The organism is Streptomyces kronopolitis (genome assembly GCF_014646275.1).
Classification (GTDB): Bacteria; Actinomycetota; Actinomycetes; order Streptomycetales; family Streptomycetaceae; genus Streptomyces; species Streptomyces kronopolitis.
This window is the reverse complement of sequence record NZ_BMND01000010.1, coordinates 107738-122100: the sequence shown is the minus strand read 5'-3', so window position 1 is coordinate 122100 and position 14363 is coordinate 107738. Positions and strand designations below refer to the sequence as shown.

The following is a 14363-nucleotide window of genomic DNA, read 5'->3' as shown; positions in this document are numbered from 1 at the left end:
GGACAGCCCAGAGGGCGGACGGCTTCGGCGGGCCGGCGTCCGAGGAAAGGTGCCCGAATGAGCAGTCCAGCGGCCCGCGGACGGATGCTGGGTGATCTGATCGCCGCCAGCCATGTGGTCACACTGGACCAGGTCCCGGACATGGTCGCCAAGCACGCGGCCCGGATCGGCTGGCTGGAGGTCCTGATCTACCTGGCCGACCTCCAGCAGGACGTGCTGTGCCTGCTCGCCGGCCAGGGGTCCGGGGCCGGCGGCGGCGCGGAGGCCGTTCCCGACGAGCTGCGGATCGAGGGCACGCTCGCGGGACGGGCCTTCCAGACGGGCGGCATCGTCGCGAGCACCGCCTCCGAAGGCGGCCTGTGGTGGGTGCCGTTGCTCGACGGCACGGAGCGCCTGGGGGTCCTGCGGGCCTGCGCCGCACCCGGGACGGAATGGGACGCCCAAGCGGCTCAGGACCTGCGCAATCTCGCCGGGCTGGTCGCCCTGATGGTGGTCAGCAAGCGCGGGACGAGCGACACGTACGCCGGGCTCGTACGGCGCCGCCGGATGAACATCGCCGCGGAGATGGAGTGGCGGGTGATGCCGCCGAGGACGTTCGCCACCGGCCGGTTGCTGATCAGCGCGGTGATGGAGCCCGCCTACGAGGTCAGTGGCGATGTCTTCGACTACGCCGTCGCCGATGAGATCGTGCACCTCGCGCTCTTCGACGCGATGGGCCACGACACCGCCGCCGGGCTGACCGCGAGCCTCGCGGTGGCCGCCAGCCGCAACCACCGCCGGCAGGGCTCCGGGATCCTGCCGACCGCCGAAGCCATGGGCCGGGTGCTCGCTGACGAGTTCGACGGCGACCGCTTCGCCACGGGCATCCTGGCCGAGCTGAACACCGCCACCGGGGTCCTCATCTGGACCAGCCTGGGACACCCGGCACCGGTCGTCATCCGCAAGGGCCGCACCGCGCTGGTCCTGCCCTGCTCGCCCGCGCCCCCCATGGGCACCGACCTGGGCGTATCGCCTCTCCTCTGCCGTGATCAGCTGGAGCCCGGCGACCGACTGCTGCTCTACAGCGACGGCATCACCGAGGCCCGCAACAGCGAGGGCCTGGAGTTCGGCCTGCCGAGATTCACCGACTTCCTCATCCAGCACCACGCCGACGGGCTGCCCGTGCCCGAGACTCTGCGCCGTCTGATGCGACGCCATCTCGCGTACCACGGCGGGCGGCTCAACGACGACGCCACCGTCCTGCTGCTGGAGTGGAGCGGCCCCACCCCCTACCGCCCCGCCCACGTCGAAGCCCTCGCCGGCCTGCCCGAATACACCACCCCCGCCACCGCCCTGCCCACCCGCTGGGCACGGCCCGACGTCGAGGAGCCGTGAGCTGCCCGGGACCAGGAGCGCAGGGGGGCGGGGGACGTGGAGAGCCCGGAGGGGCATGGATGGATGCGGAGAGCACGGAGGGACGCGGGGGGCGTCGGCGGAGGCGTCGGCGGCCGCCGGGGCGAGCGGCCCGGCCCCGCCTGAGCCCGGCCCCGGTTCCGGTCTCCGTCCCCGCTCCGGCCTCCTTCCCGGTCCCGGGTGCCGTTCTCCGTCCCACTCCGATCCCCGTTCCGGTCTCCGTCACGTTCCCGATCTCCATCACGGTCCCGGTCATCGTCACCGTCACCGTCCAGTCCCAGTGACAGTCGCCGCCCCGCCCCGGTCCAGTCCGCTCTGCCCCGTGATGCATGCTCTGCCCAACCGGGGCATACGCACCGTACGCCGCCAGGCAGCACGGCACACTCTCCGTAGGCACAGCGCTCTCCTCAAGCACAGCGCCCTCCGCGAGCACAATGCTCTCGCAGGCATCGCACGTCCCGCCCCATGACAGGAGCCCACCCCCATGACCGAGACCGAACAGAACGCCCCGGCCGCGCCGGCCGTCTTCCGGGCGGAGGCCTTCACCCGTCATGGCCACTGGCATCTAGAGATCGCCAGTCTCGACCGCGAGCCCGACGCCGGCGACACCGAGGCGCTGCTCGTCACCCTCTGGCCGGTCGGGGAGACCCCCGAGGGCGGCGGGTTTCCGGCCGAGGCGCTCCGCGACCAGCTGCGCGAGAACGGCTTCGCCCTGGCCGACCCCGACCACGGCACCGGTGGCTGGACGCCCACCGGCGACCGGGACCGCTTCACCGCCACCTGCTACCAGACGGACGAGGCGACGGCCTGAGCCACCGCGCGCCTCACGGGGGCATAGGGAACGTGCCGGAGGGGCAGCTCCGGTGTGCGCCAGCCGCGGCCGGGCTCGCGCTGCTGCCCCTCCGGGCTCGTGCGCCGGGTCAGCCGGTCTGCAGGGCCGCGTCGTCGACGACGAAGCTGCTCTGGAGGCCGGAGTCCTCGGTGGCGGTGAAGGTGAGGGTGATCCGCTGCCCGATGTAGGGGCTCAGGTCCAGGGTCCGCTGGGTGTAGCCGGCGGCCGCATCGGTGTTGGAGAGGGTCGTCAGGGTGGTGCTGCCCACCTTGACCTTGAAGGTGTCGTAGGCGACGCCGCCGCTCTCGCCGGTGTCGATGTGCAGCCAGTAGGTCAGGGTGGCCTTGCGGCAGCCGGCGGGCACGGTCACCGACTGGCTGACGGTGTCGGTGGCCGAGTAGCCGTATCCGCCGAGCCAGGCGAATCTGCTGCCGCCGTGGGCGGACTGGCCGGAATGGGCCCCGATCACTCCGGTGTCGCCCGTCCAGGGTGCGGTGCCGTTCTCGAAACCGCCGTTGCCCAGGAGCTGTTGGCCGGTGCAGCCGCCCGTTCCCTTGACGGTCAGGGTGTAGGTCGCGGTATGGGTGGTGGCGGACCCGGTGCCGGTGACGGTCAGGGAGTAGGTGCCCGGCGCAGTGGCCGTTGTCGTGGTGACGGTCATGCTGGAGCCGGCGCCGGAGGTCACCGAGGAGGGGCTGAAGGAGACGCTCACCCCTGCCGGTGCGCCGGACGCCGACAGCTGCACGGTCTGGGCAGACCCGGCGGTGGTCGCCGTGGAGACGGTGCCGGTGGCCGACGCACCCGGGTCGACGCTGCCGGACGTGGGGCTGACGGCCAGCGAGAAGTCGTTCGCCGGGGTGGAGGGCGTGACGGCGAGCTGCCACAGGGTGGCGGCGATGCCGTCGACGCTGCGGTCGAGTCCGGTGGCGTTGATGTTGCCGGTGGTGTCGCAGGACTGGTGGTAGCAGGAGTCATAGGCGCGGCTGGCGGTGCCGCCCCACTTCGCGGCCTGCGCCGTGGTCTTCCTGGCGCTGGCGCCCATCGCATAGCCCGAGGTCGCGATGCCGGCCTGCTCGAAGGAGTAGTCGTCGGAGCGGCCCGCGCCCTCGGTGTTCTCCTCCGGCTGGAGGCTCAGCGAGTCCCAGTAGGCCTTCATGGGCTGGGCGGCGGCGGAGGTGATGTGGTTGATGAAGTAGCCGCCGTTGGGCGAGGCGATCATGTCGAAGTTGTAGTACGCCTTGATCTTCGCCCGCTCGGCGGCGGAGAGGGAATTGACGTAGAAGTCGGAGCCGTTGAGGCCCTGCTCCTCGTCCGTCCACCAGGCGAACCGGACGCGGGCCGCCATGGCGGGGTGCTGCTCGGCGAGGGTCAGTGCCGTCTCCAGCAGCGCGGCCGAGCCGGAACCGTTGTCGTTGATGCCCGGACCTGCCGACACGCTGTCCAGGTGGGAGCCGAACATGTACACCTTGGCGGCGTCGCCCTGCGGCCATTCGGCGATCAGGTTGGGCCCGGCCCCCGAGGCGCAGCCGGAGGTGCAGGGCTGCTCGGTGACGGTGTAACCGGCCGCCTGGAGCTTGCCCTTGACGTAGGCGACGGAGTCCCGGTAGCCCTGTCCGCTGGATTTGCGGGTGCCGCCGTTGCGGGTCGCGATGGCGTTCAGTTCGGTGAGGTGGGCCTGGACCTTGGCCACGTCGATGTCCGGCGCGGCGAGGAGCGCGGCGCGGCCGGCGTCGGCGTGTGGCTGCGGCGCGGCGGGGGCGTGCCCGGCCCGGTCGGCGACGGAGATCGTGCGGGACGGCGGAGCAGCGGGCGGGTGCGCCGGGGGCGCGGCGGCTGCGGGGAGGACGGCCGCTCCGAGGGTGACGGCCAGGGATATTCCGGCCACCGCGAGTCTTCGTATCACCATGACTCCTTGAGGGGGTAGGCAGTTCTACCGACGGAGGTTCTGGTGGAACGCCGGGCCGCGTACGCCGTACCGTCCTGCCGGATCCGACGACGTGGTGCACTGCGGGCAGGAAGGCGACATGTCCATGACCCAGGCGGCCGTACCATCACATCGGGACACCTGCGGCGTCAATGGATGTCCCTGAACAGAGCGCCGTTTGTCGAAAAATGTCAGACGGCGCCCGATATCCGGGCACTCACCGACCCTTCCGGAGGCCCGTCCGTCGTCCCTTCACCTCCGCGCCGGCCCGCACCGGCGCGGCAGTGCGACCACGGACCGGACGCCGGCAAGCCCCCGCACCGGCGCGTGGCCGACGCGGGGGCTTGCCGGCACTCCGATACCTCCCGTGTGCCGGAGGTGCCTAGCGCTGTGACCGCAAACGTCCACCTGGATACATGACTTGGGGACGTCATGAGTAGTGTCTGCCGGATGGACAGCACGATGAATCCGCCGACGGCAGAAGACCTGGAGCTGGTCGAGTTCGCCCGGCGCGTTGTTGAGACCAACGGTGACGGCGACGTGCACACCGTCGGGGCAGCCGTGCGAGACGCACAGGGCCGGATGTTCGGTGGTATCAACCTCTATCACTTCACTGGCGGGCCCTGCGCGGAGTTGGTGGCGCTCGGGCATGCGCGTGCCGCGGGAGCACGTGACCTCACGGCGATCGTTGCCGTCGGTGACACGGGACGCGGCGTGCTCGCGCCCTGTGGCCGGGACCGGCAGGTCCTGCTGGACTACCACCCAGGCATCCGCGTCCTCGTGCCGGCAGCTGGCGGCATTCGCAGCGTCGCGATCACCGATCTCCTGCCTCATGCCTATGTCTGGGGGGAGCATTCCGCAGCGTCCGACGGAGCGCTGCGCTCGGCCGCGACGCAGGCTCTGCATTTCCATCGCACCTATCTCGAGGCTGTACGCACCGGGCGGAAGACGACCACGGTGCGGTTCCGCGACCCAGTGGAGACGGGCCCGGTGAACATGGTGTTCGAGTTGGATGACGAGGTGGTGCTGCCCGGTGTGGTCACTCGGATCACCTCCAAGAGCGTTGCCGAGTTGACCGAGGCGGACGCTATCGCCGACGGGTTTCGTGGTCTCGCCGAGCTGCAAGACAGGCTGCGGTTCCACTACCCCGACATCAAGTCAACCGATGACACCACCATCGTTCACTTCCGTCTTGCGACGTAAGGTATGCACTCGACTGCCGCCTATTACCTGGCCGTTGAGGCGGCCACAGCTTCGGGAGGGCTTGATGGTTGCGGACATTGTCACGACGTGGGTGGCGGGATGGGCCTTGTCCCGGCGGACTCCCCCGCCCGTCAAGGAGCCCTGGGGGTTCTATATCGAGGTCGCAGGCAACCCCGACGAAGTGGGACGTCATGTCCTGCCCGAGGCGGAGGAGTCTTTGGTGCGCAGCGCCGCGGCCTCGGTGTCCGTACCGCGGACTTGGATGAAGATGCCCGCGGAGCCGGAGGAGATCGAGTCCTGGCTGCCCCGGGGGTGGGTCTGGGAGGAGAACGGCCATCTGATGGCTGTTGACCTGATGGCCACGGCTCCTGTCGCGCCGGCGGGGTACACCGCGAGCGTGGAGACGGTGGGAGCCGTCACCTCCGTTCGGGTGCTGGATGCGGCGGGCGAGCAGGCGGCCCAGGGGCAGATGGCCTCCCTCGGGGACGCCGTGGTCGTGGATCGGATGGTGACCGCGGAGGCCCATCGGCGGCGCGGGCTGGGCAACTTCGTCATGCGTACGCTTGCCGACCGCGCCCTGGAGACGGGCGCGGTTCTCGGCGTGCTGGGCGCGACCGACGCCGGGCGCGCGCTGTACGAGACGCTGGGCTGGAAGAAGCACGCGACGCTGGCGGAGTGCGTCTACCGGCCCTGAAGCGGGAGCATCGGCCGTACTCGTGGCAGGGGATGCGCCGCTCGCGTGGCCGTTCCCCAACGCCAGCACGCGGCCGGGGCCCCCGCAAAGGACCCCGGCCGCTGAGCCGCACGACAGCCGAGCCGAGCCGAGCCGATCCGCGTCACAACCCCCTAAAGGAAGCTGACGTTCTGCGCGAGCGCCAACTGGCCGGAGTAGTTGATGGTGTTGGTCGCGGAGCGCATGTAGGCGCGCCAGGCGTCGGAGCCGGACTCGCGGCCGCCGCCGGTTTCCTTCTCGCCGCCGAAGGCGCCGCCGATCTCGGCCCCGGAGGTGCCGATGTTGACGTTGGCGATGCCGCAGTCGGAGCCCTCGGCGGACAGGAAGAGTTCGGCTTCCTGCTGGTCGCGGGTGAAGATGCTGGAGGAGAGGCCCTGGGGGACGTCGTTGTGCAGGGCGATGGCCTCGTCGAGGGTGTCGTAGGTCAGCACGTACAGGATGGGGGCGAAGGTCTCCTCGCGGACGACCTCGCTCTGTTCGTCGACGCGTACGAGGGCCGGCTCGACGTAACCCGCCTGCGGTGCGGCGTCGGTGAGGCGGCGGTTGCCGCCGGCCAGGACCTTGCCGCCCTCCGCCTGGACCCGGGTCAGGGCGCCCTGCATGGTCTCCAGGGCGTGGGTGGAGATCAGGGGGCCGACGAGGGTGGACTCGTCGAAGGGGTCGCCGATGGGGAGCTTCTGGTAGGCGGCGGTGAGCCGGGCGAGGAGGGTGTCGGCGATGTCGCGGTGCACGATGAGCCGGCGCAGGGTGGTGCAGCGCTGGCCCGCGGTGCCGGCGGCGGCGAAGACGATGCCCTGGACGGCGAGATCGAGGTCCGCGGAGGGGGTGACGACGGCCGCGTTGTTGCCGCCGAGTTCGAGCAGGCTGCGGCCGAAGCGGGCGGCGACGCGGGGGCCGACCTCGCGTCCCATGCGGGTCGAGCCGGTGGCGCTGACCAGGGCGACGCGGGGATCGTCCACGAGCTTCTCGCCGATGGCGCGGTCACCGAGCAGCAGCCGGTGAACCTCGGCCGGGGCGCCGTCCTCCTCGGCGGCCCGGGCCAGCAGCCGGTCGCAGGCGAGCGAGATCAGCGAGGTCAGCTCGGAGGGCTTCCAGACCACGGTGTCGCCGCAGACCAGGGCGATGGCGGTGTTCCACGACCAGACCGCGGCGGGGAAGTTGAACGCGGAGATGACGCCGACCACGCCGAGCGGGTGCCAGGTCTCGGCGAGCCGGTGGCCGGGGCGTTCGGAGGCGATCGTGCGGCCGTAGAGCTGGCGGGACAGGCCGACGGCGAACTCGCAGATGTCGATCATTTCCTGGACCTCGCCGAGCGCCTCGGAGCGGATCTTGCCCGCTTCGATGGTGATGAGGTCGGCCAGGTCGCTCTTGTGGTCACGCAGCAACTCCCCCAGGCGCCGTACGAGTTCCCCGCGGCGCGGCGCGGGCGTGGTGCGCCAGGTCAGGAACGCCTCGCGGGCGTCGGCGACGGCCTGTTCGGCGTCGGCGGCGGTGGCGGCCCGCAGGCCGAAGAGGTCCTCGCCGGTGAGGGGGCTGCGGGCGGCGAAGTCGTCGCCTTCCGGGACGGTGACGCCGAGGCGGGTGAGGCCGGTGCGGGCGCGGGTGCGCAGGTCCTCGGTGGTGGGGAGGTGGGTGCGGGACATGGTGCTCCTTCGGGGGTGTGGCGGGTGCGGGTGGCGGGTCGTGCGGTTCAGCGGGGTGTCCGGTCCAGCCCGAGGTCGCGGGTGAGCTGGGCGAGGGAGCGGTCCTGTTGCTCCTCGTAGAGGTCGAAGGGGTCCAGGACGTCGCGTCCGAGGACGCCGGAGAGCCAGTCGCTGTCGTAGGCGGCGCCCTGCTGTTCGTTGTTCCTGGAGCCTCCGTCGCTGAGGTTGGACTGGAAGATGCCGGCCGCGGAGCGGGGCAGGAAGTCCTCGTAGACGACGGGTTCGGCGCGTGCCCAGCCCTGTGCCAGCAGGTCGTGGAGGGCGGCGGGCGGCCGGGAGCCGTCGTGGGGCCGGCCGGGCTCGGCGTGGTAGGTGAAGTGCGCCAGCCCCTGTGCGGCCAACTCCTGTTCGGTGTCGGGGAGTTCCCCGGCCCACAGGGTGCGGGCGAGGTCGGCCCGGTCGTCCCCGGGGCGGCGGGCCGCCTCCTCGTCGACGCGGACGAGCAGCGCGTCATAGCGGGCCCGGCCCCGGCGGGTGAGCGCGATACCGCGGGCTTCGACCTCGCCGAAGCGCACCCGCAGGGCCCCGCTGACCACCTCGCCGTCCGGGGTGCGCAGGGCGCGGGGCTCGGCGAGGGCGCGGAACGAGGTCTGGCGCAGCAGGACATCGGGCCCCTGCCAGCGAGGCGGGCCCTGGATGGTGTCGATCATCTCGATGCCGCGTGCGGTCATCCGCCGGTACAGCTCGTCGATGTCCAGGACGCGGGGGGTGAGGTGGTTGATGTGGGTGCTGCGCACGCCCCCGATGTCCGCGGCGACGGCGGAGACCCGCTCCAGGGTCTCGTACCACGCCTGGTCCACCGGCTCCGGCGACAACTCGAAGGCCTGCACGGCGAGGTGCAGGAACCGTTCGGCGTCCGCCTCGGGCAGTTCCCCGGCGGCCTCCGCGCGGTCGGCGAGGTCCAGCAGCTCCGGGGGGAAGAGCCGGCGTCCGGCGAGGAAGTTCTCCAGGCGGGCGCGCAGGTCGTCGTCGAAGAACCGGGGGTCGGCGGGGGTGAGCAGGGAGGTGAACACGCGGAACGGGTTGCGGGCGAGTTCCTCGCCGTCGACGGGGCGGAAGGCGGTGGAGACGACGGGGACCGCGCTGGCGGCGGCCTCCCGCAGGTCGTAGAAGCCGACCGGGTGCATGCCGAGGGCGCCGAAGATCCGGGCGACCTGCTGGAGTTCGGCGGGGGTGCCGACGCGGATGGCGCCATGGCGTTCCGCGGTGACCCGGCCGATGGATCCCAGTCGCTCGGCGTCGGCGCCCCGTGCGCGCAGCACGTCCTCGTTGACCTCGCGGGAGACATCCACGAGCGTGGTGTAGGCAGGCACTTCGCGCCCGTACATGTCCGAGAGCCGCCGGGCGAAGGCGGCGCGCAGTTGCCACTGGCTGATCATCGGGAGGTCGTCCTTCCGTCGGAGTTCACACCACGTGGATTTCGGGGCGGATCGGGGCGCCGGTCGTGAAGCGGTCGGCGCTGAACGGCGTCACATCGAGGAACGGTGCGCGCTCCAGGTGGAGGTCGCGCATGATCTCGCCGACCGCGGGCGCCTGGAGGAACCCGTGGCCGGAGAACCCGGTGGCGTAGAGGAAGTTGGGCAGCGTGCCGGAGCGTCCGATCAACGCGTTGCGGTCGGGGGTGACCTCGTAGAGCCCGGCCCAGCCGCCGGTGGTCTCCAGGTCCGCGAGGGCGGGGGCCCGGTGCCGTACGGCGGCGCGGAACAGGGTGAGCCAGTCCGGTGTCCAGGTGGTGTCGAAGCCCTCGGCCTGGCCGGGGTCGGCGAGGCCGAACAGCAGCCCGTCGTCGCTGTTGTGGAAGTAGGCCGTCGAAGCGAAGTCGATGGTGAAGGGGATGCGGGGCGCGGGCGGGGTGAGGGGTTCGGTGAAGGCGAGCTGGCGGCGGACCGGGCGCACCGGCAGGGGGACGCCGGCCATGTCGCCGATCGCCGCGGACCAGGCGCCGGCGGCGCAGATGACCGTGGCGCAGGAGATCCGGCCGTGGTCGGTGTGGACGGCCGTGACCCGGTCGCCGGTGGTGTCGAGGCCGGTGACGGCGGTGCGGGTGGCGAAGACGACCCCGGCGCGGGCGGCGGCGCGGGCGTAGCCCTGGACCGCCAGCCGGGGCCGGGCGTGGCCGTCGGCCGGGGAGTAGGCGGCGGCTACCAGTCCGTCGGTGCTGAGGTAGGGGCAGAGCCGCTGTGCCTCGCGGGGGTCGATGAGGCGGCTGGGGACGCCCAGCTCGTTCTGGATCCGGACGCTGGTCTCGAAGTCCGCGGCCTGCTCGGCGCCGGTGAGCAGGAAGAGGTAGCCGACCTCGTCGAGTCGGATGTCGGCGCCGGGCCGCTGTCCGAAGTCCTGCCAGGCGCGCAGACTCCTGCTGCCCAGGGCGATGTTGAGCGGGTCGGAGAACTGGGCCCGGACGCCGCCGATCGGCTTGCCCGAGCTGCCGCTGCCCAGCTCGTCGCGTTCGATGACGACGATGCGCCGCACCCCGGCCTCGGCGAGGTGGAAGGCGATGCTGGTGCCCATCACACCCCCGCCGATGATCACGACATCGGCGGTGGCCGGCACGGTGCGGGAGCTGGAGGAAGTGGAGGAAGTGGAGGAAATGGAGGAGCTGGACGACCTGGACGACATGGACAAGAGGCCGATCCCTTCCGGAGGCCGTGGCCCCGCGCCCGTGCGGAGGGCGGCGCGCGGCCCGGCTGTCGGTGCTGGCAAGAAGAGCTGATCAGCTAGCTGCCCGTCATCGTGCAGCACCACAACCGTTGACGTCTACGTACAGTTACTGCGTCTGATCTATTACGATCTCTATATGGATTGGACGAGTGCCCAGCTGCGGTCCCTGGTGGAGCTGACCCGGCGCGGCACGATCACCGCGGCGGCCCAGGCCCTTGGATACACGCCCGGCGGAGTCTCCCAGCAGATCGCCGCGCTGGAGAAGGCCGCCGGTATGGAGCTGCTGCGGCGCGTCGGGCGGCGGGTGGAGCTGACCGACGCCGGCCGGACGCTGGCGTGTCACGCCGAGCGGATCCTGTCCACGGAGGCGGAGGCCGTCGAGGCACTGGAGCGCACCCGGCGCGAGGTCTCCGGGGTGCTGCAGGTGGGGCTGTTCGCCACGGCGGCCGCCGAGATCCTGCCGCCCGCCCTCCAGGAGGTGCGGCGGGTGCATCCGGGGCTGACGGTGCACAGCCGCGACATGAACGTGGACGAGGTGCAGGACGCCGTCGCCTCCGGCGCGGTGGATCTGGCGCTCGGCCTGGACTACCCGGACGTGCCCATTCCGCGCGAGCCCGCCGTGCGGGTGCGGCAGCTGTACCGCGAGCGGTTCTCGCTGGCGGTGCCGGTCGGGTCGCTGGCCGGCCGCGAGGTGGTCACCCTGGCGGACACCCAGGACCTGGGCTGGATCCTGCCGTCGCCGGACAGCTACTACGGCCGCGCGGTGCGTACCGCCTGCCGGCGCGCCGGCGTCGAGCCCCGGGTGCGGCACGAGGTGACGGACACCGCGGCCACCCTGGCCCTCGTCGAGGCGGGGATCGGGGTGAGCACGGTGACCGGTCTGATGCTGGGCCTGCGGGCGTCCCGGCTCGATGTCGTCCGTCTGCGGGAGCGGATCGAGCGGCACATCGTGGTGCTGTTCCGGTCCTCCGCCGAGCACCGGCCGACGGTGGCGGCGCTGGTGGAGGTGCTGCGGACGGTGTCCGGGACCCGACGCGACACCGCCGGGTAGCGGTCTCCAACGGGCTGCACTACAGGGCGAGTTGCCGCCCTCCTCGGTCTTTGCTCCCGCCGTGCGAGACGGTCGTCCACTCGCCCTGCGGGGCGCGTTCACCAGCCCGCCTTGGCCTCAGCCCCGCAAGTTGTCGCGCTGCGGTCTCTTTTGCCGGGGCGGCTCGTGAGTGAAGGTTTCAGGCCAGTGGTGACCCACGCCACGACGGCAGCCCGTCGTGTTGCCGTTGGCCGACAGGGAGCGAACGATGTCCCCCCATCACACCTCGAAATCTCCGCTTCCCGCCCTGCTGGGAAGGGGTCCGCAGGGAATCTTCCGGCGCACGCTGCCCCATGAACAGACCGGCGGGGAGCGTATGGTGCGCACCCTGGGCCTCACCCAGCTCACGATGATCGGCATCGGCGCCATCATCGGGGCCGGCATCTTCAGCCTGGCCGCGGCCGTCGCCCGCGATGTCGCCGGCCCCGCCGTGCTCGTCTCGTTCCTGGTGGCCGGTGCCGCGTCGCTGTGTGCGGCGTTCGCCTATGCCGAGTTCGCCGGGATGGTACCGAAAGCGGGCTCGTCCTACACCTACTGCGCCGCGGTCCTGGGGGAGATCGTCGGCTGGATCGTGGGCTGGGACCTGCTGCTGGAGTACACCGCGATCGTCGCCGTCGTCGCGATCGGGATGTCGGGCTACCTGGGATTCCTGCTGGCGGCCGTCGGCATCCACCTGCCGACCTGGGCCCTGGGTGCGCCCGGCACCGGGGCCGGCCACCGGGTCGATCTGCTGGCGGTGGCGATCTGCCTCGGGGTGGCCTGGCTGCTGACCCGCGGCACCCGCACCTCGGCACGGGTGGAGACGGTGCTGACCGTCGTCAAGATCGCCATCGTGCTGCTGGTGATCGTGGTCGGGTTCACCAAGGTCAAGACCGGCAATCTGCACCCCTTCGCGCCCTTCGGACTCGGCGGGGCGTTCACCGGCGCGGCCACGGTCTTCTTCGCCGTGTTCGGCTACGACGCGCTGAGCACCGCCGCGGAGGAGTCGCTGGAGGCCCGCCGCAAGCTGCCGAAGGCGATGATGCTGTCGCTGGCGGTCTCCATGGTGCTCTATGTGCTGGTCTGCGTCGTGCTCACCGGGATGCAGCACTACACCGAGATCAACCCGGAGAGCGGGATCTCCAGCGCCTTCCGGAGCGTGGGGATGGGCGGGCTGGCCAATGTGATCGCCGTCGGCGCGGTCATCGGCATCGTCACCGTGACGTTCTCCTTCATGATGGCCGCCGCCCGCCTGTGGTACGCGCTGAGCCGGGACGGCCTGATGCCGGCCTGGTTCGGCGCCATCCACCCCCGGCGGAAGGTCCCGCACCGCGCCACCTGGCTGATCGGCGGGGTCTCCGCGGTGCTGGCGGGGCTGCTGCCCATCAACGCGGTCGCCGAACTCACCAATATCGGCGTGCTGTTGGCGTTCGTGGTGGTGTCCGCTTCGGTGCTGGTGCTGCGCTACCGCAAGCCGGATCTGAGGCGCGGTTTCCGCTGCCCGGGCATGCCGGTGGTGCCCGTTCTGGGCATGGTGTTCTCGGTGTGGCTGATGTCGTTCCTGCAGTGGCAGACGTGGGTGCGGCTGGGCGGCTGGCTGGTGGTCGGACTGGTCCTCTACGCCACGTACGGCTACCGCCGCACCCGCCGGGTCATGCCGGGCGGGTCTGTGGACCTCGACGCCCTGAACGAGATGCCCGACTCCGACGACGTGCCCCACTCCGGCGACTCGTCGCCCGTGGCCGCCGGGTGACGGCCTCCCCGGCGCCGCGCCCGCCGGGGAGCCGGGGCGGTCACCCGGCCGGTGCCGGGTGGAGGCACGGCTCCCCGGTGGGGACCGCGCGCCGCAGGGCCTCGATCATGGTCGTGAGCAGCGGGTTGCTGTTCTCGGCGCGGTGCAGGGCCAGCACGGTGCGGTGTGCGGAGCGCTGGGTGAGCCGGGTGGCCTCGATGCCCTCGTCCGGGACGTGGCCGAGCGCCGGGACCACGGCCACCCCCAGGCCCGCGGACACCAGCTCCCGCACCACGCCGTAGTTGTTGCTGCGGAAGGCGACGGCGGGCTCGAAGCCGGCGGCCGCGCACAGCCGGACGAAGGAGCCGGCCCCGGCACTGCCCTCGCGGCTGGTGATCCAGCGGGCCCCGGACAGCTGCGGCAGCTGGGCGCTCAGCCCGCTGCCGCGCGCCCGGAGCAGAACGAGGTCCTCGCGCAGCAGCTGATGGCGGGTCAGCCCGTCCGGCCACTGCCGGGGGCTGAGCCCGTACTCGTACACGAGCGCCACATCCAGATCGCCGTGGCCCAGGGCGGTGATCAGCTCCTCGGGTTCGCCCTCCTCCAGTTGGATCTGCGCCCGCGGATGGGTGTCGACGAGCGCGGACAGGGCCGAGGGGACGAGCCGGACATCGGCCGTGGGGAAGCTGCCCAGCCGCAGCCGGCCGGTGGCGCCGGTGGCCAGCTCGTGGACCTGGTGGTCCAGTTCGTCCATGGCAGCCAGCACATGGGTGCTGAGGTCGACCAGGCGGTGGGCCGCGGCGGTGGGACGGATCCCGTGCGCCTCCCGCTCGAACAGCGACAGGCCGGTCTCCTTCTCCAGGGCGGAGATCTGCTGCGAGATGGCGGAGGCGGTGTAGCCGAGGTCGCGGGCGGCGAGGGCGAACGACTCGGTGCGGACGACGGCCTTCAGCGTGAGCAGATGCAGTGGCTTCAGCAACACGGGCTCCCGGGGACGCAGAAGAACGAGCATAAGCATTCTTTGGCCTCAAGCGTCAATACTTTCGCGCTGCTGGGCCTTGTCGGACGCCCCGCCCGGCCCACATCGTGGTCGCAACCAGGCGGAAGGCGAGCGGTG

Annotated in this window: 12 protein-coding genes; 7 read left to right on the top strand and 5 right to left on the bottom strand. The window is 71.7% G+C overall.

Annotated features, from left to right (window positions below; genetic code table 11):
* Positions 1–84 precede the first annotated feature (84 nt).
* Complete coding sequence (locus IEY78_RS14195; RefSeq protein ID WP_189098194.1) at positions 85–1374, top strand: PP2C family protein-serine/threonine phosphatase; 1290 nt, start codon at positions 85–87, stop codon at positions 1372–1374.
* Positions 1375–1876: 502 nt separating this feature from the next.
* A complete protein-coding gene (locus IEY78_RS14190; RefSeq protein ID WP_189098116.1) occupies positions 1877–2203 on the top strand; it encodes a hypothetical protein in 327 nt (108 codons plus the stop codon).
* A gap of 109 nt (positions 2204–2312) precedes the next feature.
* Here the strand turns inward: IEY78_RS14190 and IEY78_RS14185 are convergent, their stop codons facing one another.
* On the bottom strand, positions 2313–4130 hold the full coding sequence (locus IEY78_RS14185) for a M28 family metallopeptidase (RefSeq protein ID WP_189098114.1): 1818 nt from the start codon (positions 4128–4130) through the stop codon (positions 2313–2315).
* A 468-nt stretch (positions 4131–4598) separates the two neighbouring features.
* On the opposite strand from IEY78_RS14185, the gene IEY78_RS14180 reads away from it, so the two are divergent.
* Entirely contained in the window at positions 4599–5351 is a 753-nt protein-coding gene (locus tag IEY78_RS14180) for an ASCH domain-containing protein (protein WP_229699942.1), read from the top strand.
* A gap of 64 nt (positions 5352–5415) precedes the next feature.
* Positions 5416–6045, top strand: coding sequence for a GNAT family N-acetyltransferase (locus IEY78_RS14175; protein WP_189098112.1), 630 nt, complete (start codon positions 5416–5418; stop codon positions 6043–6045).
* A gap of 152 nt (positions 6046–6197) precedes the next feature.
* Here the strand turns inward: IEY78_RS14175 and amaB are convergent, their stop codons facing one another.
* From amaB to IEY78_RS14160, 3 genes are read right to left on the bottom strand one after another with little or no spacing between them, the layout of a single operon-like run.
* Positions 6198–7727, bottom strand: a complete 1530-nt coding sequence (amaB, locus tag IEY78_RS14170) for an L-piperidine-6-carboxylate dehydrogenase (protein WP_189098110.1) — start codon at positions 7725–7727, stop codon at positions 6198–6200.
* Positions 7728–7774: 47 nt separating this feature from the next.
* Positions 7775–9166: a 2-oxoadipate dioxygenase/decarboxylase gene (hglS, locus tag IEY78_RS14165; RefSeq protein ID WP_189098108.1), complete on the bottom strand. Its 1392-nt coding sequence runs from the start codon at positions 9164–9166 to the stop codon at positions 7775–7777.
* A gap of 25 nt (positions 9167–9191) precedes the next feature.
* A complete protein-coding gene (locus tag IEY78_RS14160) occupies positions 9192–10298 on the bottom strand; it encodes an NAD(P)/FAD-dependent oxidoreductase (protein WP_229699941.1) in 1107 nt (368 codons plus the stop codon).
* Between IEY78_RS14160 and IEY78_RS34415 the strand changes: the two genes are divergently transcribed.
* The 3 genes from IEY78_RS34415 (at position 10285) to IEY78_RS14150 (ending at position 13270) form a co-directional block, all read left to right on the top strand.
* Positions 10285–10500 (top strand): hypothetical protein, encoded by a 216-nt coding sequence (locus IEY78_RS34415; RefSeq protein ID WP_229699940.1) that lies wholly within the window; start codon positions 10285–10287, stop codon positions 10498–10500. The genes IEY78_RS14160 and IEY78_RS34415 overlap by 14 nt on opposite strands.
* Before the next feature lie 84 nt (positions 10501–10584).
* Complete coding sequence (locus IEY78_RS14155) at positions 10585–11499, top strand: LysR family transcriptional regulator (RefSeq protein WP_189098105.1); 915 nt, start codon at positions 10585–10587, stop codon at positions 11497–11499.
* A 355-nt stretch (positions 11500–11854) separates the two neighbouring features.
* Entirely contained in the window at positions 11855–13270 is a 1416-nt protein-coding gene (locus tag IEY78_RS14150) for an amino acid permease (protein WP_189098103.1), read from the top strand.
* 40 nt (positions 13271–13310) lie between these two features.
* Here IEY78_RS14150 and IEY78_RS14145 read toward each other — a convergent pair whose 3' ends face one another.
* Positions 13311–14228, bottom strand: coding sequence for a LysR family transcriptional regulator (locus tag IEY78_RS14145; protein ID WP_229699939.1), 918 nt, complete (start codon positions 14226–14228; stop codon positions 13311–13313).
* Positions 14229–14363: the final 135 nt, after the last annotated feature.

Excerpts from the sequence above, each read along its gene's own strand:
- IEY78_RS14180 (WP_229699942.1), top strand. The coding sequence starts at position 4,599 with ATGGACAGCACGATGAATCCGCCGACGGCAGAAGACCTGGAGCTGGTC.
- IEY78_RS14160 (WP_229699941.1), bottom strand. The coding sequence starts at position 10,298 with ATGGGCACCAGCATCGCCTTCCACCTCGCCGAGGCCGGGGTGCGGCGC.
- hglS (WP_189098108.1), bottom strand. The coding sequence starts at position 9,166 with ATGATCAGCCAGTGGCAACTGCGCGCCGCCTTCGCCCGGCGGCTCTCG.
- IEY78_RS14190 (WP_189098116.1), top strand. The coding sequence starts at position 1,877 with ATGACCGAGACCGAACAGAACGCCCCGGCCGCGCCGGCCGTCTTCCGG.
- IEY78_RS14150 (WP_189098103.1), top strand. The coding sequence starts at position 11,855 with ATGGTGCGCACCCTGGGCCTCACCCAGCTCACGATGATCGGCATCGGC.
- IEY78_RS14155 (WP_189098105.1), top strand. The coding sequence starts at position 10,585 with ATGGATTGGACGAGTGCCCAGCTGCGGTCCCTGGTGGAGCTGACCCGG.
- amaB (WP_189098110.1), bottom strand. The coding sequence starts at position 7,727 with ATGTCCCGCACCCACCTCCCCACCACCGAGGACCTGCGCACCCGCGCC.
- IEY78_RS14195 (WP_189098194.1), top strand. The coding sequence starts at position 85 with ATGCTGGGTGATCTGATCGCCGCCAGCCATGTGGTCACACTGGACCAG.
- IEY78_RS34415 (WP_229699940.1), top strand. The coding sequence starts at position 10,285 with ATGCTGGTGCCCATCACACCCCCGCCGATGATCACGACATCGGCGGTG.
- IEY78_RS14185 (WP_189098114.1), bottom strand. The coding sequence starts at position 4,130 with ATGGTGATACGAAGACTCGCGGTGGCCGGAATATCCCTGGCCGTCACC.
- IEY78_RS14175 (WP_189098112.1), top strand. The coding sequence starts at position 5,416 with ATGGTTGCGGACATTGTCACGACGTGGGTGGCGGGATGGGCCTTGTCC.